At 45.7% G+C, this 25,995-nt stretch carries 29 protein-coding genes; all 29 read right to left on the bottom strand.

Annotated elements, in window-relative coordinates; genetic code table 11:
* Nucleotides 1-20: 20 nt before the first annotated feature.
* Entirely contained in the window at nt 21-908 is an 888-nt protein-coding gene (locus ACUC6J_RS09740; RefSeq protein ID WP_151255765.1) for a MinD/ParA family protein, read from the bottom strand.
* Nucleotides 905-2,350, bottom strand: a complete 1,446-nt coding sequence (gene flhF / locus ACUC6J_RS09735; protein WP_447250113.1) for a flagellar biosynthesis protein FlhF — start codon at nt 2,348-2,350, stop codon at nt 905-907. Before flhF ends, ACUC6J_RS09740 begins: the two co-directional genes overlap by 4 nt.
* Entirely contained in the window at nt 2,347-4,380 is a 2,034-nt protein-coding gene (flhA, locus tag ACUC6J_RS09730; protein WP_447250112.1) for a flagellar biosynthesis protein FlhA, read from the bottom strand. Before flhA ends, flhF begins: the two co-directional genes overlap by 4 nt.
* A 23-nt stretch (nt 4,381-4,403) precedes the next feature.
* A complete protein-coding gene (flhB, locus tag ACUC6J_RS09725) occupies nt 4,404-5,516 on the bottom strand; it encodes a flagellar biosynthesis protein FlhB (protein WP_016820962.1) in 1,113 nt (370 codons plus the stop codon).
* Nucleotides 5,516-6,301, bottom strand: coding sequence for a flagellar biosynthetic protein FliR (gene fliR, locus ACUC6J_RS09720; RefSeq protein ID WP_447250111.1), 786 nt, complete (start codon nt 6,299-6,301; stop codon nt 5,516-5,518). Before fliR ends, flhB begins: the two co-directional genes overlap by 1 nt.
* A 10-nt stretch (nt 6,302-6,311) precedes the next feature.
* Nucleotides 6,312-6,581 carry a flagellar biosynthesis protein FliQ gene (fliQ, locus tag ACUC6J_RS09715; RefSeq protein ID WP_016820960.1) on the bottom strand — a complete coding sequence of 90 codons (270 nt, stop codon included), beginning with the start codon at nt 6,579-6,581 and terminating at the stop codon, nt 6,312-6,314.
* Between the two features lie 37 nt (nt 6,582-6,618).
* Complete coding sequence (fliP, locus tag ACUC6J_RS09710; RefSeq protein ID WP_016820959.1) at nt 6,619-7,374, bottom strand: flagellar type III secretion system pore protein FliP; 756 nt, start codon at nt 7,372-7,374, stop codon at nt 6,619-6,621.
* Complete coding sequence (locus tag ACUC6J_RS09705) at nt 7,371-7,907, bottom strand: flagellar biosynthetic protein FliO (protein ID WP_017427929.1); 537 nt, start codon at nt 7,905-7,907, stop codon at nt 7,371-7,373. The genes fliP and ACUC6J_RS09705 overlap by 4 nt, the downstream gene beginning before the upstream one ends.
* A gap of 12 nt (nt 7,908-7,919) precedes the next feature.
* Complete coding sequence (locus tag ACUC6J_RS09700) at nt 7,920-8,285, bottom strand: response regulator (RefSeq protein WP_013370687.1); 366 nt, start codon at nt 8,283-8,285, stop codon at nt 7,920-7,922.
* A gap of 29 nt (nt 8,286-8,314) precedes the next feature.
* Complete coding sequence (gene fliY / locus ACUC6J_RS09695) at nt 8,315-9,625, bottom strand: flagellar motor switch phosphatase FliY (protein WP_016820957.1); 1,311 nt, start codon at nt 9,623-9,625, stop codon at nt 8,315-8,317.
* Complete coding sequence (fliM, locus tag ACUC6J_RS09690; protein ID WP_016820956.1) at nt 9,615-10,613, bottom strand: flagellar motor switch protein FliM; 999 nt, start codon at nt 10,611-10,613, stop codon at nt 9,615-9,617. The genes fliY and fliM overlap by 11 nt, the downstream gene beginning before the upstream one ends.
* A gap of 43 nt (nt 10,614-10,656) precedes the next feature.
* Nucleotides 10,657-11,130 carry a flagellar basal body-associated FliL family protein gene (locus ACUC6J_RS09685; RefSeq protein ID WP_013370684.1) on the bottom strand — a complete coding sequence of 158 codons (474 nt, stop codon included), beginning with the start codon at nt 11,128-11,130 and terminating at the stop codon, nt 10,657-10,659.
* Nucleotides 11,127-11,351, bottom strand: a complete 225-nt coding sequence (locus ACUC6J_RS09680; protein WP_013370683.1) for a flagellar FlbD family protein — start codon at nt 11,349-11,351, stop codon at nt 11,127-11,129. The genes ACUC6J_RS09685 and ACUC6J_RS09680 overlap by 4 nt, the downstream gene beginning before the upstream one ends.
* A gap of 60 nt (nt 11,352-11,411) precedes the next feature.
* On the bottom strand, nt 11,412-12,221 hold the full coding sequence (gene flgF, locus ACUC6J_RS09675; RefSeq protein ID WP_016820955.1) for a flagellar basal-body rod protein FlgF: 810 nt from the start codon (nt 12,219-12,221) through the stop codon (nt 11,412-11,414).
* 93 nt (nt 12,222-12,314) lie between these two features.
* On the bottom strand, nt 12,315-12,695 hold the full coding sequence (locus tag ACUC6J_RS09670; protein ID WP_019686990.1) for a TIGR02530 family flagellar biosynthesis protein: 381 nt from the start codon (nt 12,693-12,695) through the stop codon (nt 12,315-12,317).
* The gene (locus tag ACUC6J_RS09665) at nt 12,692-13,225 is read right to left on the bottom strand and encodes a flagellar hook capping FlgD N-terminal domain-containing protein (protein WP_017427927.1); all 534 of its coding nucleotides are present in this window, start codon (nt 13,223-13,225) and stop codon (nt 12,692-12,694) included. The genes ACUC6J_RS09670 and ACUC6J_RS09665 overlap by 4 nt, the downstream gene beginning before the upstream one ends.
* 19 nt (nt 13,226-13,244) lie before the next feature.
* Entirely contained in the window at nt 13,245-14,699 is a 1,455-nt protein-coding gene (locus tag ACUC6J_RS09660; RefSeq protein ID WP_045243856.1) for a flagellar hook-length control protein FliK, read from the bottom strand.
* 28 nt (nt 14,700-14,727) lie between these two features.
* Nucleotides 14,728-15,729, bottom strand: coding sequence for a magnesium transporter MgtE N-terminal domain-containing protein (locus ACUC6J_RS09655; protein WP_107734243.1), 1,002 nt, complete (start codon nt 15,727-15,729; stop codon nt 14,728-14,730).
* Between the two features lie 47 nt (nt 15,730-15,776).
* Nucleotides 15,777-16,220 (bottom strand): flagellar export protein FliJ, encoded by a 444-nt coding sequence (gene fliJ / locus ACUC6J_RS09650; RefSeq protein WP_013370677.1) that lies wholly within the window; start codon nt 16,218-16,220, stop codon nt 15,777-15,779.
* 10 nt (nt 16,221-16,230) lie between these two features.
* Nucleotides 16,231-17,550, bottom strand: coding sequence for a flagellar protein export ATPase FliI (gene fliI / locus ACUC6J_RS09645; RefSeq protein WP_016820950.1), 1,320 nt, complete (start codon nt 17,548-17,550; stop codon nt 16,231-16,233).
* On the bottom strand, nt 17,537-18,373 hold the full coding sequence (locus ACUC6J_RS09640) for a FliH/SctL family protein (protein ID WP_019686987.1): 837 nt from the start codon (nt 18,371-18,373) through the stop codon (nt 17,537-17,539). The genes fliI and ACUC6J_RS09640 overlap by 14 nt, the downstream gene beginning before the upstream one ends.
* A complete protein-coding gene (gene fliG, locus ACUC6J_RS09635) occupies nt 18,366-19,382 on the bottom strand; it encodes a flagellar motor switch protein FliG (RefSeq protein WP_045243858.1) in 1,017 nt (338 codons plus the stop codon). Before fliG ends, ACUC6J_RS09640 begins: the two co-directional genes overlap by 8 nt.
* A gap of 11 nt (nt 19,383-19,393) precedes the next feature.
* Complete coding sequence (gene fliF / locus ACUC6J_RS09630) at nt 19,394-20,977, bottom strand: flagellar basal-body MS-ring/collar protein FliF (protein ID WP_016820948.1); 1,584 nt, start codon at nt 20,975-20,977, stop codon at nt 19,394-19,396.
* Nucleotides 20,978-21,014: 37 nt separating this feature from the next.
* A complete protein-coding gene (gene fliE / locus ACUC6J_RS09625; RefSeq protein ID WP_007430020.1) occupies nt 21,015-21,329 on the bottom strand; it encodes a flagellar hook-basal body complex protein FliE in 315 nt (104 codons plus the stop codon).
* 39 nt (nt 21,330-21,368) lie between these two features.
* On the bottom strand, nt 21,369-21,821 hold the full coding sequence (flgC, locus tag ACUC6J_RS09620) for a flagellar basal body rod protein FlgC (RefSeq protein WP_013370672.1): 453 nt from the start codon (nt 21,819-21,821) through the stop codon (nt 21,369-21,371).
* 6 nt (nt 21,822-21,827) lie between these two features.
* A complete protein-coding gene (flgB, locus tag ACUC6J_RS09615) occupies nt 21,828-22,235 on the bottom strand; it encodes a flagellar basal body rod protein FlgB (RefSeq protein ID WP_017427923.1) in 408 nt (135 codons plus the stop codon).
* 407 nt (nt 22,236-22,642) lie between these two features.
* A complete protein-coding gene (gene hslU / locus ACUC6J_RS09610) occupies nt 22,643-24,043 on the bottom strand; it encodes an ATP-dependent protease ATPase subunit HslU (RefSeq protein WP_107734247.1) in 1,401 nt (466 codons plus the stop codon).
* Between the two features lie 36 nt (nt 24,044-24,079).
* Nucleotides 24,080-24,622 carry an ATP-dependent protease subunit HslV gene (hslV, locus tag ACUC6J_RS09605; RefSeq protein WP_013370669.1) on the bottom strand — a complete coding sequence of 181 codons (543 nt, stop codon included), beginning with the start codon at nt 24,620-24,622 and terminating at the stop codon, nt 24,080-24,082.
* A gap of 26 nt (nt 24,623-24,648) precedes the next feature.
* Complete coding sequence (gene trmFO, locus ACUC6J_RS09600; RefSeq protein WP_016820945.1) at nt 24,649-25,989, bottom strand: FADH(2)-oxidizing methylenetetrahydrofolate--tRNA-(uracil(54)-C(5))-methyltransferase TrmFO; 1,341 nt, start codon at nt 25,987-25,989, stop codon at nt 24,649-24,651.
* Between the last annotated feature and the right edge of the window lie 6 nt (nt 25,990-25,995).

Here is a 25,995-nt window from a genome sequence, read left to right as displayed (position 1 = left end):
CTGTTTCCTCTCATCAAAAATCAATGCATAGAACGCCGCAACCATTTTTGCATAAATCCTTTGATTCCACTCAATGCACCTGGTTGTGGAACCTGTGGCATTGCTGCAAAACGGTGTGCCAGATTCAGTACATCTTTTGAAGCCGCGCATCCCGGAAAAGCAACCATAAAAGGTACTTGTCTTTTGACTGCCTGCATGACATGAGTATCATCACTGATATGTCCAAGCAGCGGGATTTCGATCTCCAAAAAGCGTTTCGCAACAAGTGCGATCTTATCGGCAACTTGACGGGCCTCATTATCGTTATCGGCACGATTGACTATAATTTTGAATACCGTATCTTTCTGCAACCCGTTGACGACTTTAATTAGTGCATACGCATCTGTTAAAGACGTCGGTTCTGGGGTGGTTACTACCATACATTCGTCCGCTGAAGTGATGAATTTAAGATTTTCTTTGGATAAACCTGCACCTGTATCAAAAAGAATATAATCCATGTCTGCTGCCATTTTTTCTACTTCTTCGGCAAAATAATTCAGATTCTCATCTGATAACGCAAACAGTTCGCTTAAGCCTGAGCCTCCAGCAATATAAGGCAAATCACCTATACCCGTCTGAATAATCTCATCAATTGATTTTTCACGTTTTAACAAGTGAAGAAGATTGTATTGTGAATGGGCCCCCATCAACACATCAATATTAGCCATACCGATGTCAGCATCAAACACAAGTACCTTTCGACCAAGTGATTGCAGGGCCAGTGCAAAGTTCAGCGTAAAATTGGATTTGCCCACCCCGCCTTTACCACTGGTGATCGTTATAATTTTTGCGTGACGATTACGTGGGGGTAATCGATACTTATCCAAGGATGAAGTCATTTGTCTAAGTGATTGGGCTTGATCACTCATATGGAATCTCCGTTAACTCCTGACGATACTTTGGCTCCAAGCAGCATATTTGTCACCATTTCTGCATCGGGATGAAGCAGGTCGTCAGGAACATTTTGTCCATTCGTAATATAGGCCAACTGCATCGGAAACTGGTGCAAAAGATTGAACATTCCGCCACAACTGCCCGTCTCATCCATCTTGGTAAATACAACCTTCCCAAGACCAAACCTACTGAAATGTCCAGTTATATTGAGCATATCCCTGCTTTTGGATGTCAGGCTGAGTACCAGATACGTCTCACTTTCATTAATAGGTGAGAGCAGACTTTGCAGTTCTGATACAAGCAGTTCATTACGATAATTTCGCCCTGCAGTATCCATGAGGATCAAGTCACAATGCTCCAGACGTTGAATAGCCCTTTGGACGTCACCGGGAGATTGCACAACTTCAAGCGGTACATTCAAAATCGTAGCATATGTACGCAGTTGCTCGACGGCTGAAATCCGGTACGTGTCAGAAGTAATAAATCCAACTTTGCGATGATGTTTGAACAACTGTTCTGCTGCCAACTTTGCAATGGTTGTCGTTTTTCCTACTCCGGTAGGTCCTGCAACATACACAATTTTGGTATCTTGGGAGATCCCTTTATCCAGTCTTGTCTGTATAAAACTGGTCACTTCCTCACGAAAGGCTTGTTCCCAATCAAAAGTTTCAGGCGCAAAAGGATGCTCACTTCGACGCACATGTACCTGTTCGATCCAATATTCCAGTAAATCACGTGCCACTTCCTGTTCCAACACATGCTCACAAATCTCTTGTAGCGCCTCAGGCCAAGTACTTTCCATTGAAGAGTTTCTGGAGAACCGAGTCATCATCGCTTTCATTTCCCGCAATTCATTAAGCAATGCCTGATTTTCCTCAGCTCCACTCTTGTCTGGAACACTTGCTTCGATTGGCTGTTTATGCAGCTCACTGGATGATTTCAGGTTCGAAAGCAATACTTCTTGATCAAATGCCTGAGATAGAGTCTCCAGGTTATTAGCAGACCTTGGCGACAAATGCTCCGTTGCTGATGCAACTTGTTCTGTATTAACCGTTAAATCAGCTTGTTCTTCTTTGGAACTACCGGTTATCTGTTGTGTAACCCGCCGATAAGCTTCTGGAGCTGCTTGTCTGGGGACTACAGGTACTGATGGTTTTTCCAGCTTCTCAGGGGTGTTCATTAGAGGCGAAGCAGCCCGGGCAAGCTGGTGTGACGAGCGTTCAGTCCGCCGAGGCTTTTGAGGTTGCTGCTCCTCAACTGCAGCAACCACTTCAATTTTCTTTTTACTGAACATCCCCATAAAACCGCCGACCTTCACTTCCTTGGTACTTAAAATGACGGCATCTGTTCCTAAGTCACCCCTGATTTGCAGCATGGCTTCTGGCATGGTATCCACTAGATATCGTTTCACTCTCATAAGTTCACCACCCCGACACTTTGAATTTCAACGTTCGGCTCCAGCTCACTGTACGACAGCACCGGGACATCCTGCATCGTCCGCTCCATCACTTGCCGCAAATACATACGTATTGTCGGTGACGTTAACACAATAGGCTGCTGTCCCGATTGAATAAGACGGTTGATTTGCTCCATCATCCTTTGATACACCGTTTGCGTTGACACCGGATCAAGAGCCAAATAGCTACCTTGCTCCGACTGCTGCACGCTCTCAGCAATTTTCTTCTCCAATCCTGGTCCCACGGTAATAACACGCAACGTTTCTCCCTGCTGTGCAAATTGCTGCGTAATCTGACGTGATAACGCTTGACGAACATATTCAGTCAGCACGTCTGGATCTTTTGTATAAGTACCATAGTCAGCCAACGTCTCGAATATAGTCACCATATCGCGAATAGAGATTTTTTCTTTCAACAGCTTGGCCAGCACTTTTTGTACGTCCCCAATCGCAAGCACAGAAGGAATAAGGTCGTCCACCAGCACTGGATAATTCTCCTTGAGATTGTCAACCAGCGAACGTGTTTCCTGTCTGCCAAGCAACTCATGGGCATGTTTCTTGATCGTCTCTGTTAGATGAGTAGCTACAACTGAAGGTGGATCAACCACCGTATAACCTGACAGTTCAGCAACATCCTTCGTGTTCTCGTCAATCCAGAGCGCAGGCAGTCCGAAGGCCGGTTCTATCGTTTCAATCCCTGTAATGGAGTCGTCGTCGTATCCCGGACTCATAGCCAGATAATGATTCAACAACAGTTCTCCACCGCCTACCGTATTGCCTTTAATTTTAATTACATATTCGTTAGGCTTGAGCTGAATGTTATCCCGAATACGAATAACCGGCACAACCAACCCCAGCTCCAAGGCGCATTGACGGCGAATCATAATAATCCGATCCAGTAGATCACCGCCTTGCTGTGTATCCGCCAACGGAATCAACCCGTACCCAAACTCAAATTCAATCGGATCTACTTGAAGCAAATTAATGACACTTTCCGGACTACGCACCTCTTCGATTTGTTGCTCCTCCTCCAGCTGTTCATCAGCAATTTGCTTGCGTTCCATATTGCCCTGCATTCTTCGGGCTGCAAAAAACAATAGAATCGCAAGTGGAAGAGTTGTAATAATATGAATAGGTGTGAAAAGGCCCAATAATGCAATGGTGGCAGCCACTATGTAGATCAATTTTGGATATGAAAAGAGCTGTCCGGTTAAATCTTCTGCCAAGTTGCCATCCGACGTAGCCCGCGTAACAATCAAGCCTGAAGCCGTGGATATGAGCAGCGCAGGAATCTGGCTGACCAATCCATCACCGATCGTGAGAACAGAATACGTTGACAGCGCTTCTTGAAATCCTTTTCCCTGAACGGCCATACCGATAATAAAGCCGCCCACCAGGTTAATGATCAAAATGATAATACTGGCGATCGCATCGCCTTTAACGAATTTACTCGCACCATCCATAGCTCCGTAAAAATCCGCTTCCCGTTCGATTTTACTGCGTCGTTCACGGGCTTGCTGCTCATTAATTAGACCTGCATTCAAATCAGCATCAATACTCATTTGTTTACCTGGCATCGCATCCAATGTAAACCGGGCGCCCACCTCTGCTACCCGCTCCGATCCTTTGGTAATAACAATGAACTGTACGACCACAAGAATGAGGAAGACAACAAAGCCGACGGCAATTTGGCCGCCTGCAATCCAGCTACCAAACGTAGCAACTACTTCGCCGGCATGACCCTCACCTAAAATAAGTTTGGTCGTAGAAATGTTGAGCGCCAAACGAAACAACGTTGTAATGAGCAGCAATGAAGGAAAGATAGAGAACTGTAAAGCTTCCTTCGTGTTCATTGAAACAAGTAGAATCATCAAAGCAATAGAAATATTAATGACGAGCAGAATATCCAGCAGCCATGAAGGGATCGGGAGAATCATCATAAGAACGATACCGATGACGCCTGCAAGGACGGTTATTTCTTTTATTTTCACGGGTCTCTTGGCCTCCGATCCCTTTATTTCACTTTACCTTTTAATTTATATACATACGCCAGCACTTCAGCAACGGCCTGAAAAAGATCAGCTGGTATCGCATCCCCGATTTCGGCTCTTTGAAACAGTGCCCGCGCCAGCGGCTTGTTTTCCATCGTTATAACGCCGTTTTGCTTGGCAATTTCCTTAATTCGGAGCGCGACATAATCTTGTCCTTTCGCAATAATCTGCGGCGCCTCCATCTCCGAACCGTCATATTTCAAAGCCACAGCAAAGTGCGTAGGGTTGGTGATGATGACATCTGCATTAGGAACCTCCTGCATCATGCGCTGCATAGCCATACGGCGCTGCCGCTCGCGAATTTTCCCTTTGATCAGCGGGTCACCCTCCATTTTCTTGTACTCATCTTTGATATCCTGTTTGGACATTTTCAGATTTTTCTCATGCTCATAACGTTGATACATATAATCCAATATTGCTAAAATGAACAGCACCACACCAATTTTGAGTCCCAGTTCCATTGTTAATGAAGCCGTAAAACTCAACATCTGGTCGCCGGACATCTCAGCCAGTTTGGGTAGGTCAGCCTTTGTTTTCCAAAGTACGCTGTACACCAGATAACCAATTACGGTCATTTTTAAAACAGATTTCAGGAATTCAACTAATGACCTCATGGAAAAAATATTTTTGAATCCTTTAATTGGGTCGATTTTGCTAAATTTGGGTGTAATACCCTCTCCAACTAATAAAAAACCGATCTGCATGTAATTCGCCACTACCCCGATGACAATGGCACCCACAAAAATAGGAGCCAGCATAATTAAAATTTGCACACCATACTCACCCATCATGAGCAGCGTTGTATTCGGTGTTACTTCCATAGACAGCCGATTCACAAAAATATCCCGAAATAAGCGGACCGCATGATCCTTAAAATACCCGCCGAAAATCATGAGGCAAAAAAACGTAACTAGCAGGACACCAGCAGCGGGCAACTCCATGCTCTTGGCAACCTGCCCTTTTTGTCTTGCATCCTGTTTCTTCTTGGGTGTAGCTTTTTCCGTTTTTTCCCCTGAGAACAACTGCAGGTTCATAGCATATTTAAATGACAAACTACGTTCCTCCAGACCAGACATTAAGGACGATTCCCCATAATATCCAACAAGTTGCGCATGGATTCGAACATCACAGAAAACAATCTTTCGAATATAAAAGCAAAACTTGGCATGAGAAGCAGTAACATGAACAATCCAACAAAAATTTTGAGCGGAACACCAATGACAAAAATATTAAACTGCGGTGCTGTTTTAGCTAAAAAGCCAAGTCCCACATCCGTTAAAAAGGTAGCTACTACTATGGGAGCAGCAATTTGAAAGGCCAGCATAAATGATTCCGCAAAAGAACGTACCAGGAATTCAGTTACACTGCCACCATACAGCTTTATAAAAAAATCATTTGTCAACGGTACCCAATCATAACTGTATAAAATAGCATTTAGCAGATGATGGTGCCCGTTTATACTCAAAAAAAACAATATAGCTATAGCAAACTTAAAATTCCCTGTCAAAGGCGATGAAGCACCTGTCATAGGATCGAGCACATTGGCCATCCCGAAGCCCACCTGAAGATCAATAAAAGAGCCTGCGGTTTGGATCGCTGTCATTAACATGTATGCAGTAAACCCCAACAACAATCCGATCAGCACCTCACGCCCTACTAACAGCACATATGCTACATCGGTCGGCACCTGTTGATGCGTACCATACGTAAGATACACGACCAAAGCTAGAAATCCTGAAATTCCGACCTTAAAGATATTAGGTACCCCTCGGGTTGAAAAAATAGGCGCTACTACAAAAAACGAGGTAATCCGACAAAAAATCAGCAAAAAAACAGGAAAACTCTGCAACAATATGTTCATCACTTTCAGCCTAACCTATATATTTGTACAGATTGTCCAGAATGTTATACGTAAAGTCCACTAATGAAGTCAATATCCAGGGCCCGAACAAAAGCAATGCCAGCAATACGGCGACAATCTTCGGAACAAAGGCCAGTGTCTGCTCCTGAATTTGAGTTGTCGCTTGAAAAATACTGATGATCAAACCCACGACTAGCCCCAAAATCAGCATCGGAGCACTCACCTTGAGTACAATGTACACCGCTTGCCCAGCCAGGGAAATAATAAACTCCGAAGTCATTGCCGTCCTCCTTGATTGCTGTCCTTGCAGAAAGTATTCATGTATTAAAACTCAGTAGTAATGATTTGACGACCAAATACCAACCATCTACAAGTACGAAGAGCAGTATTTTAAAAGGAAGCGAGATCATTACCGGCGGTAGCATCATCATCCCCATAGCCATGAGAGTACTCGCCACCACAATGTCTATAACTAAAAAGGGTATGAAAATCATAAAGCCCATCTGAAATGCCGTTTTCAACTCACTGATTGCATAAGCCGGAACCATCACCGTTAGTGGAATATCTTGATAATTCTTTGGTTTTTCCATCTTGGTGTATTTCATAAAGAGCAGTAGATCCTTCTCACGTGTATGAGAGAACATAAAGGTCTTAATGGGTACCGATGCCTTATCCAGTGCCTGAGACTGTGTTATATCCCCCTTGAGATACGGCTGAAGCGCAGTTTCGTTCATAGCGGAGAAGGTCGGTGCCATAATAAATAAGGTGAGAAACAAGGCCAGTCCGACAAGCACCTGATTGGGCGGCATCTGCTGAGTTCCCAGTGAAGTTCGCACAAAGCCAAGTACAATCACGATACGCGTAAAACTTGTCATAAGTACAAGCAACGCGGGCGCTACACTAATGACAGTAATAAGTAAAATAATAGACAGCGAGGTGGCACCGGGCTGTCCTTTGTCCGAATTGCCGACTTGAATATCAATGTTCGGAATCGGTTCCGCAGAGGCCGCCGTCACCGAAATGAAGCTGAATAAGACAAGCAGCAAACATGCTAGTATAATCTTTTTTCTCATGAATCTCCCGACCGATCTGTAGTATTCTCCTCATTGCGCAGCTTTTCAAGTTTATCCTTGCGATTCGGCATCTGCCGGAGCTTGGATTCAAACATCTCATGAAAAGACGTCTCCTCTTCAGACTGCTGCTGCTGTGCCGCGTTGTTCCGGCGAAGCTTATCCGCAATTTTAGCGAATAGCGGGGCAATCGGGCCGCGCTGCAGAGAAGCTTCCTGCTCCAGTGCGGCCAAAATTTGCTCCACTTCTTCAGGATCGGATACTTTGTCAACAAGCCGGATATCTTCTCCCACACCAATGAGGTACACACTGCTACCAACTTCAACAAGCTGAAGGGATTTATTGGGGCCAAGCCCCACGCCTCCCAGTATGCGAACGGAGCGGTTGCTGAACCAGCTCTGATTTCTTTTACTCAAAAACCGTATCAAGTACACGATCAGTACGATGATAAAGATTAGCACGAAAAGGACCCAAGCAATGTTTCCTATATTGCTGGATGTACTCAAAGCGTCAGAGGCACCCTGTTGTGTATCCATACTGGATGCGCCTTACACACCCAGTGTTTTGTTGATGGCTTCGATAACCCGATCCGATTGGAATGGCTTAACGATAAAATCTTTTGCGCCAGCTTGAATGGCATCAATTACCATAGCTTGCTGACCCATCGCGGAACACATGATAACCTTTGCATTCGGATCAATTTGTTTGATTTCCTTCAGAGCGGCAATGCCGTCCATCTCAGGCATCGTGATATCCATCGTAATCAGGTCCGGACGAAGCTCCTTGAATTTTTCAATGGCCTGTGATCCATCCTGGGCCTCTCCTACTACTTCAAATCCATTTTTGGACAGGATGTCCCGAATCATCATTCTCATAAATGCAGCATCGTCCACGATCAAAATACGGTTTGCCATCTGAAATAAATCCTCCCTAAATTATGCTTTTATTGTAATTTTTGAATTCGGTCCCATTGGCTTACAATATCCGTTACACGCACGCCAAAGTTCTCGTCGATTACGACAACCTCGCCCTTGGCAATCAGTTTGTTGTTAACCATAATGTCCACCGGCTCCCCGGCAAGCTTGTCCAGTTCAATAATTGAACCTTGTGAGAGCTCCAGAATATCTTTAATTTGCTTTTGGGTCCTTCCTAATTCTACGGTGACTCTAAGGGGAATGTCCATCAATAAATTTAAATTGTTTTCATCCACTTGCGGAAATCCACCGGACTGCAAGTTAGAAAATTGTACAGGCTGCACATTTACATTGCGCCCTGGCGGTACGGCCCCGTAATGATGAGGCGTTCCATAAGGCACTTGCGGCGGTACACCTGCTGGCATTCCATAACCCGGCGTTCCATACCCTGGAGCGCCCTGCTGCCCATATCCCGGGTCTTGAGGATACATCGGCGGTTGTTGCCCATAGCCTACATCTTGCGGCACCTGCGCGGCTGCAGGCGGCTGTTGGTAGGCTGGTGACGGCGGCTGCGGAGTACTAGCTTGTGTCGGCGCTTCGGGAGCAGCTGTTGCAGCTGCCTGCTGTACGGATGCTTGCGGTTGCTCGTCATCCTCTCCGCCATTCATTAAGATGCTCACCATCTTCTTGGCGAAATTAACAGGTAACAGTTGCATCAGCGTAGAGTCAATCAGATCTCCAATCAATAACCGGAAGGATACTGTAATCAACGTCTCTTCATCTGGCAGGCTGGATACTCCATCACCGTGCAGAGGATCCAAAATATCAATCCCTGGTGGAGATATATTAACAAAACGATTAAACATGGTAGACATAGAGGTCGCAGACGATCCCATCATCTGGTTCATCGCTTCCTGCACGGCACTGATGTGAATTTCATTCAATTCTTCATCTGCCGGATTTCCTCCACCACCAAGCATTAAATCTGCTATAACCTGCGCATCACGCTTTTTAATTACGAGCGAGTTAATGCCTTCAAATCCATCGACATAATTTACATGTACGGCTACGTGCGGCTTTGGAAATGCAGTTTCAAATTCAGAACGTGTAATAATTGAAACTTTAGGTGTCGTAATATCCACCTTTTGACCGAGCAGTGTGGAAAGAGCCGTAGCTGCGCTGCCGAACGTTATATTACCGATTTCCCCGAGAGCATCTTGCTCCAGGGAAGTCAGAAAATCGTCAACGGTCTTGCCTGCGGGAGTAGAATCCGTCCCCGCTTCAGACTGTTTCAGCAAGGCATCAATTTCCTCCTGGGACAAATAGTCTTTACTCGTCAATTTCTTCAACTCCTTCGTTGACAATTTCATCAATTTGTACGGCAACACGATCTCTTACCATGCCGGGACTTCCCATAAACTTCAATCTCTCGCCTACCCGGATGGATAGTCCTTCTTTGACTGGCTTGTTCAATGAAATGACATCCCCTACCGAAAGGCCCAAAAACTCAGCTACATTTATCCGGGATTCACCCAACTCCGCAATAATAGGAAGCTCTGCTTTGGTGACCCGTAATCTCAAGGCGTCTATCTCTTCAGGCGCCCTTGATTTCTTTTCGGATGTAAACCACTGGTGCGTGGACAGTCTGGCCATAATAGGTTCCAATACCACGTGCGGGATACAGAGGTTAATCATCCCTGTGGTATCACCAATTTTGGTGCTAAGCGAAATCAGAGCAATCGTCTCATTCGGCGAAACAATCTGCATGAACTGCGGATTTGTTTCCATAGCCTCTAGACGTGGTTCAATGTCCAGTACCGTTTTCCAAGCCTCTTGCAGGCTATCAAAGGTACGGCTGAAAATTCGCTCCATGATCGTCGTCTCGATTTCGGTCAATGCGGTAACCTTAGTTGGTGCCGAACCTGTTCCTCCGAGAAGCCTGTCCAGCATGGCATAAGCTACGTTCGGGTGAACCTCAAGCACCATTCGGCCTTCCAGTGGTTCAGCTTCAAAAATGTTTAGAATGGTCATTTTCGGAATGGAGCGAATGAATTCATCATATGGAAGCTGCTCCACCTGAACGACATTAATTTGGACAAAAGTACGAAGCTGTGCTGAAAAATAAGTGGTCAGATACCGTGCAAAGTTCTCGTGTATCCGCGTCAGACTTCGTATATGGTCCTTGGAAAACCTAAGCGCTCTCTTGAAATCATAAGCGCGAACTTTCTTTTGGGTTTCTTCCTTTTTGAGTTCTTCCGCATCCATTTCACCGGACGAGAGAGCTGCTAAAAGGGCATCAATTTCCCCTTGTGACAGTACATCCACCAATGTTATTCACCCCCTTACGTGTTCCTGACAAGATCACCTGGAATCAAATGGCTGCCAGCAAAAAGTCTGTAATTTTGGCGTTCCCCAGGTGACCTTCAGGGAGCGACTTGTTGATGAGATCCGTCAGCTTGTCACTGAACTGATCCCGGCCTTTAGCCGTTCTGAGCTCATCAGGTTTGGTGTCTGCAAGTAATTGAATAACGATGGGCTTAATACTGATGTCCTTAATTTTTTCAAAAGCTTCTTTTGCTTTGGCATCATTCAATTGAAAAGCAAGATTCATCTGTACAATGTAATCTGCGTCTGCCAAATTCGTTTTGATACCGGTAATTTCAGAGCTTACTTCCACCAATTCATCCGCTGACAATCTTGGAAGTTGTTCTGCTTGAGCGGCTTGCGCATTCGGTATGACTTCCGACTTCTTCCCGCTAAGCGCTGGTATAAGTACAAAGGCCGCGCCTGCAATCAAAGTAATCGCGAGTAAAATTGTAATGAGCCATGGCAGCATCTTCTTCATTCGTCTTCCTCCATTTGTTGCACTTTTATCGTGGCGGCATGCATGCCGATTTCACGGCTGTAACTCTTGATCAAGGAGACGACATCTGCCGCTTTTTCCAATACAATCAACCGTTTCCCCGTCACCAAAGTGACGTATGTATCCGGTGTTTCCTCCACAGTCTCAATGAGCAGCGCATTAAGCCACATAGGCGAGCCGTTCAGCCGCGTTAACGGGATCATCGTAACACCAACCTCCTGATAGGTGCGGAGGAGCCTCTACTCCTCCGCGTTTAAATGAGATTATCGTTTCAAGTTTACAACTTCCTGAAGCACTTCATCCGAAGTCGTAATGATACGTGAGTTCGCTTGGAATCCACGCTGAGCTACGATCATTTCGGTAAATTCGCCTGTCAGGTCAACGTTGGACATTTCCAGCTGACCCGCGATGATAGCTCCACGCCCCTCTGAGTTGGCTGCTCCAGGCTCAAGTTCATCAATGTTGGAGTTGACCGTTGTACGATACAGGCTGCCTCCAATTTTCTCCAAACCTTCCGGGTTAGTAACTCTGGCTATACCAATTTGCGTGCCATTATTCACTGTACCATCATCTAATTGCTGTACAATCGTGCCATCCTGTGAGATAGAGACTGCCGTAACATTGTCTTCAAGTGTGATTGGATCTCCATCCAAATTTCCCACAAAAAATCCATCGGAAGTCACCAGATTCCGGTTTGCATCTATGTGGAAATCACCCGCACGAGTCAGATAGGGAACTTCCTGTGCATCATTCATTTTGACCAGGAAAAATCCGTCACCATTAATCCGCAAATCCGTTGGGTTATTCGTGGTCATCGCACTACCTGGAAGATGCAGTGTATCAATTGAGCTAACCGAGACCCCCAAACCTACCTGCTTGGCATTTTGACCTGCAGTTGTCGTAGCATCAGGTGCACTTGCGCCCGAGCTGGTTTGGCTCAAAATATCCTTGAACATCACTCGGCTGGACTTGAAGCCTGTAGTATTTACGTTTGCAATGTTGTTACCGATAACGTCCAGCTTTGTTTGAAAGCCCTTCATGCCCGATACACCTGAATACATTGATCTCAACATTGAGTATAAATCCTCCTCTGATTGGTTGCTTAGTTGGCCGCATCAGTCGATCCGCGGCTTTTTCATGGCTTTCCTATTCGGGCCAGCCACTTTTTATGAAATAATTACAGCACTATCTATCTGCGTAAATACGTTATCCTCCATGGACTGCTTGTCCATCGCAGTAACAACTGTTCGATTAGGCACACTAACAATCAAAGCCATATCTTGCATTAAAATCAAAGATTCTTTAGCGCCCTTGGCAGCAGCCTTATCCACAGCAGAGTTGATTTTCGCCATTTGGTCACTTCTCAACTCTATTCCTCGCTGCTCCAGTCGCTTGGCTGCATGGTTGCTGAGCTTGAGCACCTGTTCCTGCAACACCTGACCAAACGGCTTGGTGTCCTTAATTACCGAATTTACTCGGTTTTGAGAAATCGCTGCCGGAGGAACGTTGGTAGGAAAAAGGCGTCCGACCGTTATCCTGTCATTCATGAGTTCTCACCGCTTCCAGTAGAGGAAGAAGATGTAGTATCTGACGTATCAGTAACAGGAGCCGTTGTGTTAGCCTGGCTTACTGATGTTACATCTTTTAATGCCACCTCAGCCGCTCCCATTTTGGCATACTGCACACCGTCGCGAATAACGATGGAATCTACGATTCCACTTTTCACTGTACCTGCGCCTGCTTCACCTGTAATGGAATCCTTTTTACCCGGCTCAATCCAGCTAACTTCTTTTCCTATCAAACCAGAAGCTGTACCCAAAGACTGTCCCAATGCAGTCAACTGCGTAGATATGTTCATCAGTTGTTCCACCGAGGAAAACTGTGCCATTTGAGCGACAAATTCTTTATCCTCCAAAGGCTGCATTGGATCCTGATTTTGTAGCTGAGTGATCAATATCTTTAAAAATTGATCTTTACCCATCGTCTTAGTATCCTTGGCGCTTGCTGTTTTGACATTATTCACATTGTAATTCGGCCAGACGTTACTGGTGGATACATTGTTGTCTGTAGTCGTCATTGTGTTCTCACCTCCATCATTACGCTTGTGCTGTAAAGGAGCCTGTCCGATTCATGTCATCTGCGCGTTGTTCTGCTGTCCAGTTACGAAGCTCTTCTGTCATTTCAGCTACTTTCAAAGCATCCTCGCTCTCTTCTCTACCTCGAGCTTTAGAACGTTGGTTAGATTGCTGCTGCTGATTAGCTCCAGAACCGCGTCCATCCTGATACATATGGGAGGATAGCGACTCATTGTGCGTTACTTCTACTTTATCCACTTGAATACCTTGACTCTGAAGACTCGTACGCAACTGAGACATTTGCTGTTCCAGCAGATCCTTCGCCCCGCTATGCTCAGTCATAAACTGGGCAACCAGATGGCCGTTTTGCATCGTCAGCTTAACCTCCAGCTGGCCCAGATGATCTGGACGAAGCATGATGGTCGCTTCTGTCAAACCAGTGTGCTTTACAATATCAAGTTTCTGCACTACAAACTCAGTCATCTCCTTGGCAAATTGTCGTACATGTACGACTGGTTGAGCCGGAGCCGAAGGTGTTGTTCCCTGCGTTTGTACCGAAAGCTGCCCCGCAGTCGTGATCACCGGAGTCTGATTATCAGTTGCCGACGGATCCGCTTGCTCAGCTGCATCTACGAATGTACCCGCTTCATCCGTTACAGTCGTTTTAACTGCGGACTGAACGAGAAGATTCGTTGATGAACGTTGTCCTTCTGAGCCTTGCTGGCTAGTTTCACCCTGACTTGCTTGCTGCTGAGGAGTAACCTGTTTGTTTGTAGATGCTGCAGTTAATGTCTGAGCACCGTTTGCCCGTTGTGCAGAAGGCTGAACCACTTGTGAATCTCCACTATCAGCAAGTTCCACAGCTTTCAATACTCCATTCCACTGTTCATCGGAAATAGCTCCAGTCCCAGCTGTTGCGCTTTGAAGCGATTGTAGTAACTGTGTCACCTTAGCCTTTTGGTCGCCCGAAGCCTGCTCTGCTACATTGGCAAGTTGTGACAAAGCGTCCTGTAATGCAAACCGAAGAGTTGCCGGATTAGCTGCCAAGGCTGTTAAGCCTGTAGCCTCTGCCGTTTCCCCGCCGTCTGCCTTTTGATTTGTTCCATTGCCTTGCAAAAACTGTTGTACTTGCTGAATCCATGATTGTAAAGCTGCAAGCAGCGCAGGATCGGCAACTACCTGATCATCCAACTTTTCGAGATTTTGCAGCAAAGGAGCCAATGTTTCAACAAGCGGCTCGGTTGGAGCTTCCGCAGATTCTCCGTTTGCAATAAGCGGTAGTACCATAACTAATGGAGAACCATTCGCATCTGTTCCAGCCGAGCCTGTTTGCCCGCCTGTCATCATTTGCGTTAGTGTTTGATTAAAGGCACCCGTGGTTGCTCCAGCAGCCGTGGTTGTACTTGTTGCTGACGCTGTCGTACTGCTAGCTGTTGGGCTAGAGCTAAGAGATACACTTTGAGAAATAAGGGTCATATATTTTTCACCTCCCTTCAATTTTAAATTACTTACTGCCCATCAGCTTATTCAAAATTTTCGCGGTCTGACCTGCATCCTTCGCAGACATATTTTGCAGTAAAGAAGCACGTGTCGAATCATCTACTGTATTTAATATGTTTAATGCCTTATCTGGACTGATTTTGTAAGTTTGTAAAATAAGTTCGGCACCACTTTTCTTGTCCATGGAAGCAAATGTGCTGCTGATTTGAGTACTTTGCAGACTTTTACTCGTCGTTCCAGCTGTACTACCCTGATCCTTTTTCAAACGGGACTGCAACGCCGCTACCGATAAATCCGTAGATGGCGTTACGTTTTTCAGAGCCATCGTAATATCCGCTGCTTTTTTAGCGTCCATCTTTTGCAAAATCTTCGCACTGTTGGCAGGGTCCATATAACTTAACAGCTGCACGGTCTCTTCCGTAGTCAGATTCTCCATAATCGGTGCAGCTTTACTTGCCGTCATTCCTTCATACATGCTGGCAAGTTCTCTGGTCTGTTTTACATAAGGATCTTCATTTGATGTTCCGTCTGTAGTTTGCGTACCTGCTTGTCCCTGCTGCCCAACCTGTCCCTGTTGACCCGTCTGCGACTGTTGTTCCTGTTGCGTTTGCAGTGTATTGACCTGATTTTGAAGTTCAGTAACCTTTTTATCTTGTGTCGTTTTAGCAGCCGTAGCCTTTTTGAGTTCTTCCGTCTGCTTGGCTAAATCCGCTTTTAACTGCTGAATGGTTGCTTCAGAGCTTTCAGACTGTGCCTTCTGATCTGCCTCTTTTGTCTGGGTTGCCTTATCCTTCGGTTCAGGAATCCAATTTTTAACAATTGGTATTTTGTTCCCTAATGAGATCATTTCGCTTCTGAAGTCCATATTGAACAGTGTGAGCAAGACCCCGACCAGAACAATTGTGAAGACAATCGGAATCAGGAAAAACATAAACCGTTCAAATCCCCCGCCTGATTCCTTCCCTAAATCCATATCCAGTTCATTTTCTGCTAACTTCTGTGCCATCGTCTTCCTCCTCAGGCAGCTGATATGCGTATCCTATGACGTTCCGCTTACCGGGCTTTCATGGCAAATCGCACGGAAGCCATTTCATCCAGCTCATTCTGCTCGCGCAGGAGCATTTCCTGTTGGAATTTCACGTTGGCCTTCTCTCTCGCTTTCAGCCAAACTTGTTCATCCAGCATTTTATCGGTCAAAACGGTTTGTTTGCTTTGCACATTTTGCTGCGCATATTGAACATCCCTATGCTTGCGTGTAATACATTGGTCCAGATGATTGACATAAGCTTGTAATTCCTGAATGCTAGAGAGTGGCGCGCAATCTTCGGCAGCCTTTTGAATGGCGGATATGACCCGATTCCTTTCGCCTATAAGCTGTGTTAATGTCTGCTCCTCAACCTGCAATTGTCCAACAGCACTGGAAAGCAGCCATTCGGCCTGTGACTTTTCGTTCGTTTTCAAGTCTACAACTTTTTGAAAGGAATACTGAAATCTCATCGTTCAACCTTCATCTCCTCGTAAATTCAGAAATCAAACGTTCTCGTACTTCGTCCAGTTCAGCCTTTTCATCCGTTCTTTGTCTTGTAAAATCCCATATATCCCGTATGCGCTCCATAGATTCGTCAATTTCTGCATTCGAACCCTGTTGATAAGCCCCAATATTAATGAGGTCCTCTGAATCTTTGTAAATGGCCATCAAGCGCTTAATGTTTTCGGCAGCATCTATCTGATCTCGTGGTGCAATGTCCTTCATGACCCGGCTAATACTTGCTAACACATCAATTGCAGGAAAATGTCCTTTGTTCGCAATCCCGCGATTCAAGACAATGTGTCCATCCAATATCCCACGCACCGCATCTGCGATGGGCTCGTTCATGTCGTCACCATCAACCAACACCGTATAAAAGGCGGTTATAGAGCCAGTAGGTCCTGTCCCTGCGCGTTCCAGCAGCTTAGGCAGACTAGCGAACACAGATGGAGTGTATCCTCTCATTGCTGGTGGTTCCCCTACTGCTAGACCGACTTCACGCTGAGCCATCGCATACCGGGTAACTGAATCCATCATTAGCATGACATTCAACCCGCGATCCCGAAAATACTCCGCTATCGTCGTTGCAATAAGTGCACCCTTAATGCGGATCAACGCAGGTTGGTCGGAAGTTGCCACAATGACTACAGAGCGTTCTAGTCCCTCTGGGCCCAAATCCCGTTCAATAAAGTCCAGCACCTCGCGTCCACGTTCTCCGATCAGGGCAATTACGTTCACATCTGCTTCCGTATTACGGGCAATCATCCCCATCAAAGTACTCTTACCTACACCCGAACCCGCAAAAATACCAACCCGTTGTCCTTTACCAATCGTAAGCAACCCGTCAATTGCACGTACTCCGATACTAATGGGTTCCTGTACACGCGGACGATTCAGCGGATTAGACGGTATATTAAAAGTTGAATATCTCGCCATCCGCGAGGGAATCAGTGATCCGTCCAAAGGCTGGCCCAAACCATCCAGCACTTTGCCTAAGAGTTCCGATCCCACCTGCACATTCAGCGGCTTCCCTGTGCCTACGACATCACAACCAGGACCAATGGATTGTAGTTCTCCAAGTGGCATCAGAAGCACTTTATTGTCTCTGAAGCCAACAACCTCTGCCTGCAATGGCTTTGCCGCTTTGCCCGGATAAATATAACAAACATCCCCGATACTAGCGTCTGGACCTTCCGATTCAACCATCAAGCCGATAACCTGTGTAACCTTGCCATTCACCCGAACTGGGTCCAGCTGTCGCAAATGATCCATGTAGCGCTGCGCATTAAGCCCCTTCATGTCTTCGCTCCTCATTTTCATGTGCCAGACGCAGTAGTTCCTTTTTAATCTCAGCTAATTGCGTATCGATCCGGGCGTCCACACTTCCAAAGGAAGAACGAATGACGCAACCGCGATCCTTTACGGTACCATCAGGAATAATTTGCAGTTCTGCCTGAGAATCGACAGTTAATGACAATTCCTCCCGCGCACCTTGCACAAATGCGAAATGCTGAGGCGACACACACAATGTGATGATTCCTTTTTCTCGCTTACGAGCCAAATTTTTGCGAATTAACTCAATCGTATATTCCGGTTCAAGACTAAGCTGTTTTTCAATCACCTTCTCGGCAATCGCACTACTCAGTTCAACCAGAAAAGGCTCGGCTTCCTGAATTAGTTGTTCCTTAATCTCATAGGCCTGACGCAGAATATCTTGTGCTTCTTCCATCATCTGCTCCGATTTCGTCTGAAGCTCAGCCTCGGCCAGCTTCTGGCCTTCTTCATACCCTTGTTGAAATCCATCTGCTTTTATCGACTGAATCAACTGATCGTCATGTTCGCGTCGTTCTTGCCACCAATCTTCAATCTGCTGCTGTGCTTCCTGAAGCATTCGTTCCGCTTCTTCAGCCGCCTCGCGCACCTGACGTTCGGCAAAGTCCTTAGCATCATTCAGCATTTCATCTCGGAGCCGTTCTGCCTCATAATCTCGCTGAGGCTCCGGCTCCGTATATTCGGTTGTGATTTCTTCATCCGTCGTTTCTGACACGTACGTATGTGCCACATCAATCGTTTTCAAAGCCTCTACAGGCACATATTGGAAAGATTTAATCAAGTTAGACAATGATGTCATCTCCTCCGCCGCGTGCGATTATAATCTCACCGGCCTCTTCCAATCTGCGGATCGTTGATACGATACGTGTTTGTGCTTCTTCCACATCACGCAGCCGCACCGGTCCCATGTACTCCATTTCCTCTTTGAAGGTTTCTGCCATACGTTTCGACATATTTCGGAAAATCACATCGCGTACTTCTTCACTGGACACTTTAAGCGCCAATTGCAAGTCTGCATTGTCGATATCGCGGATAATGCGTTGAATGGACCGGTTGTCCACATTGACGATATCCTCGAAAACAAACATTCTTTTCTTGATTTCCTCAGCCAGTTCAGGGTCTTGAATTTCAAGCGAGTCGAGAATTGTACGCTCGGTTCCGCGGTCTACGCCATTCAAAATCTGAACGATAGACTCGATACCGCCTGCATTCGTGTAATCCTGCGTCGCAGTTGCCGAGAGCTTTTGCTCCAATACTCTCTCCACTTGAGAGATGACTTCTGGAGATGTACTGTCCATGACAGCAACACGCCGGGCCACTTCTGCCTGCTTTTCCTGTGGCAGGGACGATAGAATTGCCGCCGCTTGCTCGAACTGCAAGTATGAAAGCACGAGAGCAATGGTTTGCGGATTCTCATTTTGTATAAAATTCAATATCTGGTTCGGATCCGCCTTACGAGCAAAATCGAAAGGTCTCACCTGTAATGTCGCTGTCAAACGGTTAATGACCTCAACAGCTTTTTGTGATCCGAGCGCTTTTTCCAATATTTCTTTGGCGTAATTAATACCGCCTTGGGAAATGTACTCCTGAGCCAGGCAAATTTGATGAAACTCGGCCATAATGGAGTCCTTTTCAATGGCATCGACCTTCCGTACATTGGCAATTTCCAATGTAAGTTGCTCGATCTCTTCATCACGCAAATGCTTGAATATTTGAGCAGATACTTCTGGCCCCATTGTGATCAAAAGAATAGCTGCTTTCTGTCTTCCCGTTAAACCTTGACTGCTTGCCTTTGCCAATGAACTCACCTCTATTCGTCAGCCAGCCATGTACGAAGCAGATTGACGAATTCGTCGGGTTTCTTTTTCGCCAGACTTTCAAGCTGTTTACGCACTTGACTTTCATTTGTCACACTTTCCATCGTAATGGACGGGAATTCCGTCGGCGTTGGCATGAGTTGCAATTCTTCATCCAACTCTTCTTCCTGATTACGACGACTGCGTACGATGAAGAAGATTACACCCGCCAACAGTGCCAGAACTGCAGCTCCGATGCCCCACATCCACGGGTTGGAAGCTGAGAAGAATGTATTGGTACTCGTAGGCGCCGGAGCAGCTTGCGAGAACACTGAAACCTTTTTAGCCAAATCAGCGTCTGTAAAAGTAGTACCGGAATTCGCAAGCGACGCTCTTACAATATTAACCAAAATGTTTTGAATTGCTGTCTGAGTTGCAGTATCCAACGTTTGCTGACCTGTTGGTGGTTCAACTGCTACATTAATGGTTAAATCTTTTACAGTGTACGGGCTTTGGATAATATCCCTTGCAATTCGGTTAACTTCGTAGTTAATCGTACTTGAGCTCTTATCCGAACTGGTATTGCCGGAATTGGCTCCTCCAGGGTAACCCGGGACATCCTGCGTTCCTGTCCCTGCAACTCCTCCAGTCTGTCCACTACTGCCCGTATAACTTTCCTGAATTTGTTGGGCACTGATTTCAATACCCTTCATTTTCGTTTGGTCAACAGGTGTGACCATTTGTTCCTTTGATGTTACTTTGTCGAAATTTAGCTGGGACATAACCAGCACGTTTACCTTGTCGTCTCCAACAATTTTCGACAAAAATTGTTGGACATTATTCCTTACATCGCTCTCAAACTTCTTCTGTAGAGCCATGTTTTCCTGAACACCACTCGTGAGTCCGCCTTGGCCGCCCTTGGCCGTTGGAATTAACTCATACTCCTTATTGGTGATCGTAATGTTTTCTACTGGCAAATTCGGTACAGCCGTTTTTACCAGGTTAAAATATCCGTCGATCGCTTGTTGATTGGGAGTAAAACCAGGTTCGAATTCCATTTGAACCGAAGCAGAGGCTTTGTCCTTTTCTTCAAGTCCGGCAAAGATGTTTTCCTTTGGCATATTAATGACAGCTTTGGAGCTTTGGACACCGTCCATCCGTTCCAACAGTTGCTGTACTTCGCCGTTCAATGCGTTATTGTACTTCACATTGAACTCGTTCTCCGTCATGCCAATGGCCGAGGAGGACTGGTCAAAGGCGCTCATGCCGATTGACCCCTTCTGTATCAGCCCTTGGGACCCAACATCTACCTTCGCCTTATCTGCACTAGCGGTTGGGACTGAAATTTGTGTCCCACCAGCATTAAGCTGATACGGTATACCCGCAGAATCGAGATATTTAATGACCCCAGCGGCATCATTTGCATTTAAATCCCGGAAGGCCACTTCATATTCGGTTTTGGTAAACTGCATCGTTAGCACTACAATGGCGATAATGATGAATGCTAATGTCGAAACAAGTAATATCTTCTGTTTTTTGCTGAAATTATTCCAATACCCGGAAATCCTATCCCGGTATTGGGCGATTCTCTCGTTCACTCCGTCACCCCATCCGAAACTTTGCTAAACCCTCACTTTACATCTGTGTACGCATGATCTCCTGATAGGCTTCGATCGCTTTGTTTCGGACCTGTGTAGTAAGCTGCAGGGAAAGCAGCGCTTGTTGTGAAGTGATCATGACTTGATCTACATCAACTTTGCCTGCCATGAATTGGTCGGACATCTGGTGTGTAGCGGCTTCCTGCTGCCCTACTTCATTGAGAGCATCCTTTAGGAAGGACCCAAAATCCTTCAAGGATTCGGAAGGCGTCGCTTTCGTCAACTCATTGTTAGGCGATTGAATCTGCTGTATTACCGGTGTCTGTACGTTAAACATGGCGTTCTGAATCATGTTTTACTCTCCCTATTAAGTAGTTAGTAGTCCTGGAACTTAGCGGCCGATTTCAAGCGCTTTGGAAACCATCGCCTTTGAAGCATTCAGAGCTGTTACATTGGCTTCGTATGAGCGTGTTGCGGAAATCATGTCGACCATTTCTTTCATTATGTCTACATTAGGCATATATACATAGCCATCTTTATCAGCGTCCGGATGACCCGGATTGTACACTGGCTTCAAAGGTGACTGATCTTCCTGAATTTGCGAAACCTTAACGCCAGCGGCGCTTGTACTACTTCCTTCCATTTGAGCCTTCAAAACATCGGCAAAGCCAGATTGGTTCGGCTCCAAAACAACCGTTTTTCTCCGATATGGAATTGCTTGTCCATTCTCTACCTTCGCCCGAGTTGTCTCTGCGTTGGCAATGTTGCTCGATATAACGTCCATCCGCAACCGCTGGGCCGTAAGAGCAGATGCACTAATATCAAAGCCGTTGTTAATCTTCACCTCGTCCTATCTCCCTTCTACCGCTGTTCTCATCATTTTGATGCGCTCATTAATTTCTTGGATGTAGGTATTATATCTTAGTTGATTTTCAGCCATAAGACTCATTTCTCTGTCTATATCTACGTTGTTCATGTTGTTATTCATGACTGAGTACCCATCTTTGGTGACCGTGGCATCAGGAATGGAGTTCACAGGTCCTATTTGAAAATGTCTTGAATTGGTTACTTTTCCACGCAATGGCGTGACATCACCGTCCATTTGCTGCTGAAGCAGTTCTTCAAATGAAACCTCCGAACGCTTAAAATACGGGGTATCCGCATTGGAAATATTATCGGCCATCACACGTTGTCTCGTATTGGCCGCCTGTACACCTGCCTGAAGCTTTTGAAAGCTTATATCACCCAGCAGATTCATTTAGCTCCTCCCTCCAGCGTCTACTCCAAAGTAAGATTCAATAAAACAAGATTTTTCACTTTTTTTCGACAATAAAATTTCATAATTATACATTTCTTTTAGGTCTTAAGTAGAAAATCTTAACTTTCTGTCATATATTCTAAGTTTCGTAGAGTTGGGACCTAATTACAATAAGAAAAAAGCCCTATCTTTTTTAAAAAAGAGGGCTTTAGATGCATAAAATGTTAAATTTTTCAGGTTTTTTTCAAGAAAATGAATGTTTTCTTAGCACTTTACACCTGTAAAAGATTATACGTCCTACTTTTGGAATAGACAGAAAAATCATCAACTTAACCTGTGTCTAGGACTAAACGACGGTGCAAGATAGTGTTATTCTGGACCACACACCCTATTTTTAGAGACTCAGTTCACAAAATATACTGACTAAGGTCCCTGTTTTGGGCAATATCTCCCAGCTTCTCACGCACATATTCCGGGGTGATAATCATACGATCCAATGTAAGCTCTGGTGCTTCAAATGACAGATCCTCCAGCAGCTTCTCTAGGATGGTATGCAAACGCCGTGCGCCGATATTTTCGGTGTTGCGATTAACGGACTCGGCAATACTAGCGATCTCACGGATCGCTTCCGCAGAAAATTCGACTTCTATATCCTCGGTGCGGAGCAGTTCAGTGTATTGCTTGGTCAGCGCATTTTTAGGCTCCGTCAATATCGACACAAACTCATCCAAGGTCAGGCTACTTAGCTCCACCCGGATGGGGAAACGACCTTGAAGCTCTGGGATCAGGTCTGATGGTTTAGCCACATGAAAAGCCCCTGCAGCAATAAACAGAATGTAATCTGTTCTTACCGGGCCGTATTTGGTCATAATGGTAGAGCCCTCGACAATAGGTAAAATATCGCGCTGGACTCCTTCTCTCGACACATCTGGGCCACTTCCCTTGCCTTGGCTGGCAATCTTATCTATTTCATCAATAAAAATAATACCTGATTGCTCAGCACGCTTCACAGATTCCTGAATCACATCATCCATATCGATCAACTTAGCTGCTTCATCTTGAATCAGTACCTTGCGGGCTTCTTTGATTGGTAGCTTGCGCTTCTTCGTCCGCTTAGGCAGGAAACTTCCAAACATCTCCTGCATATTCATTCCCATTTGTTCATTCCCTTGCCCAGCAAACATATCGAGCATATTGGGTGCGGTATCCTCCACATCAATCTCTATGACATCATTCTCAAGCTTACCGGACAACAGATCAAATTTAACCTTACGTCGCTTCTCTGCTAAGGTTCCGTCCTGTTGTGGCGGTTCTTCTTCTACCGAAGTCCCTGTGTTATTGCCAAACAGCATTTCAAAAGGGTTTCGTTGCGATTTATTTGACTTTTCTGCAGGTACAAGGATATTGACAATCCGTTCATTTGCCATGTCCTCTGCTTTGTCTTTCACATTCTCTGTTCGTTCCGACTTGACGATACGGATAGAGGTTTCCATCAGATCCCGCACCATGGATTCCACATCACGACCGACGTAACCCACTTCTGTAAATTTGGTTGCCTCTACCTTGACAAAAGGAGCCCCCACTAGCCGCGCAAGTCTACGTGCAATTTCAGTTTTACCCACACCTGTCGGTCCGATCATCAAAATATTTTTGGGCACAATTTCATCCCGAATATCATCCGGCAGTTTACTACGCCGATAACGGTTGCGCAAGGCAACAGCAACAGATTTTTTAGCTTCCTTTTGTCCGACAATATACTTATCCAGCTCGGATACCACTTGTCTGGGCGTCAACGATTGATTATTCATTTTGCATTCCTCCACCCTTGAATACTCAGAGCCGATTTACAATTCTTCCACGATAATCTGACTGTTCGTATACACGCATATTTCCGAAGCAACCTCTAACGCTTCCCGTGCCATGTCCTTTGCTTCCATACCAGAGCCATGACGTTTGAAAGCACGGGCAGCTGCCAATGCAAAATTACCACCTGAGCCAATGGCCAACACATCATCGTCAGGTTCAATAATTTCTCCGCCTCCAGAGATGAGCAGCATCCCGGACGAGTCCATCACAATCATTAACGCTTCCAACTTGCGTAGTACACGATCCTGCCGCCAGTCCTTAGCCAGTTCTACAGCAGCCCTTTGAAGATTGCCGTGATGTTCCTCCAGCTTATTTTCAAACTTTTCAAACAATGTGATAGCATCGGCCACCGAACCCGCAAATCCCGCAACGACCTGACCACGATACAATCTACGTACTTTTTTAGCCGTCTGCTTCATCACAACACTGTTGCCGAACGTTACCTGCCCATCACCCGCAATAGCTCCTTTGCCATTATGGCGTACAGCACAGATGGTGGTAGCATGAAAGGACATATCCATAACGCGCTCCTCCTTTTCCTTCATCCTTATGCCTGTACTTCTGTTGACATAACTCCCGTTTGGTTGATATAACCGCGCAAACTTTCCAACGCGCGATTTGCGAGAGCTTCATTCTTTTCCTTTTTGTTACGAATGCGTGTCTCCAGCTTTGGAAGAAGACCAAAGTTTGCATTCATCGGTTGGAAATGTTTGAAGTCAGCAGTTGTAATATATCGTGCCATACTGCCTAGTGTCGTTTCCGCAGGAAATACGAACATTTCCTGTCCACGTGCTGCTCGTGCTGCATTTATACCAGCCAGCAAACCTGAGGCCGCCGACTCCACATAACCCTCTACACCTGTCATTTGTCCGGCAAAGAACAGATTACTTCTTCCCTTGAACTGATAAGTTGGGTGAAGCTGTTGTGGAGAATTAATAAAGGTATTGCGATGCATCACACCGTAACGTACAAACTCTGCCTCTTCGAGTCCCGGAATCATTGAAAACACACGCTTTTGCTCCCCCCATTTGAGGTGAGTCTGGAAACCAACCAGATTATATAGCGTACCTGCAGCGTTGTCTTGTCGAAGCTGAACAACTGCATAGGGTAGTTCCCCTGTATGTGGATTTACAAGACCTACAGGTTTCATCGGTCCGAACAATGCCGTTTGTTTCCCGCGCTGCATCATCACTTCGATAGGCATACAGCCTTCGAAGTAGATTTCTTTTTCGAACTCCTTGACTTGTGCCACCTCAGCAGTAATTAAAGCCTCATAGAAAGCATCAAATTCCGCTTCGTTCATCGGACAATTTAAGTAAGCTGCTTCTCCTTTATCATAACGGGAAGCCAGATAGACCTTGCTCATATCGATGGAGTCCTTCTCTACAATCGGAGCTGCCGCATCGTAGAAATAAAAATACTCCTCTCCCATCAGCGTTTTGATCTGTTCTGACAAAGCTGGAGAAGTTAATGGTCCCGTGGCAACGACCACAATACCGTCCTCTGGGAGTTCCTGAAGTTCTTCATTAACGACCTCGATCAAAGGATGTTGATGAAGCGTATCTGTAATATGACCGGAAAATCCATCACGATCCACTGCCAATGCCCCACCAGCTGGAACAGCATGGAGATCTGCCGCACTCAGAACCAAAGAGTTTAGTATTCTCATTTCTTCCTTCAATACGCCTACTGCATTCGTCAGACCGTTCGCGCGCAAGGAATTACTACATACAAGTTCGGCAAATTTATCTGTATGATGTGCGGGTGTTTTTACAACCGGTCTCATTTCATATAATTTAACTGGCACTCCACGGCTTGCAATTTGCCAGGCAGCTTCGCTGCCCGCCAAACCTGCTCCGATGACCGTTACCTTTTGTAGTTCACTCACTTTTAA

Source organism: Paenibacillus sp. JJ1683 (assembly GCF_053006485.1).
This window is presented reverse-complemented; position numbering and strand designations above follow the sequence as displayed.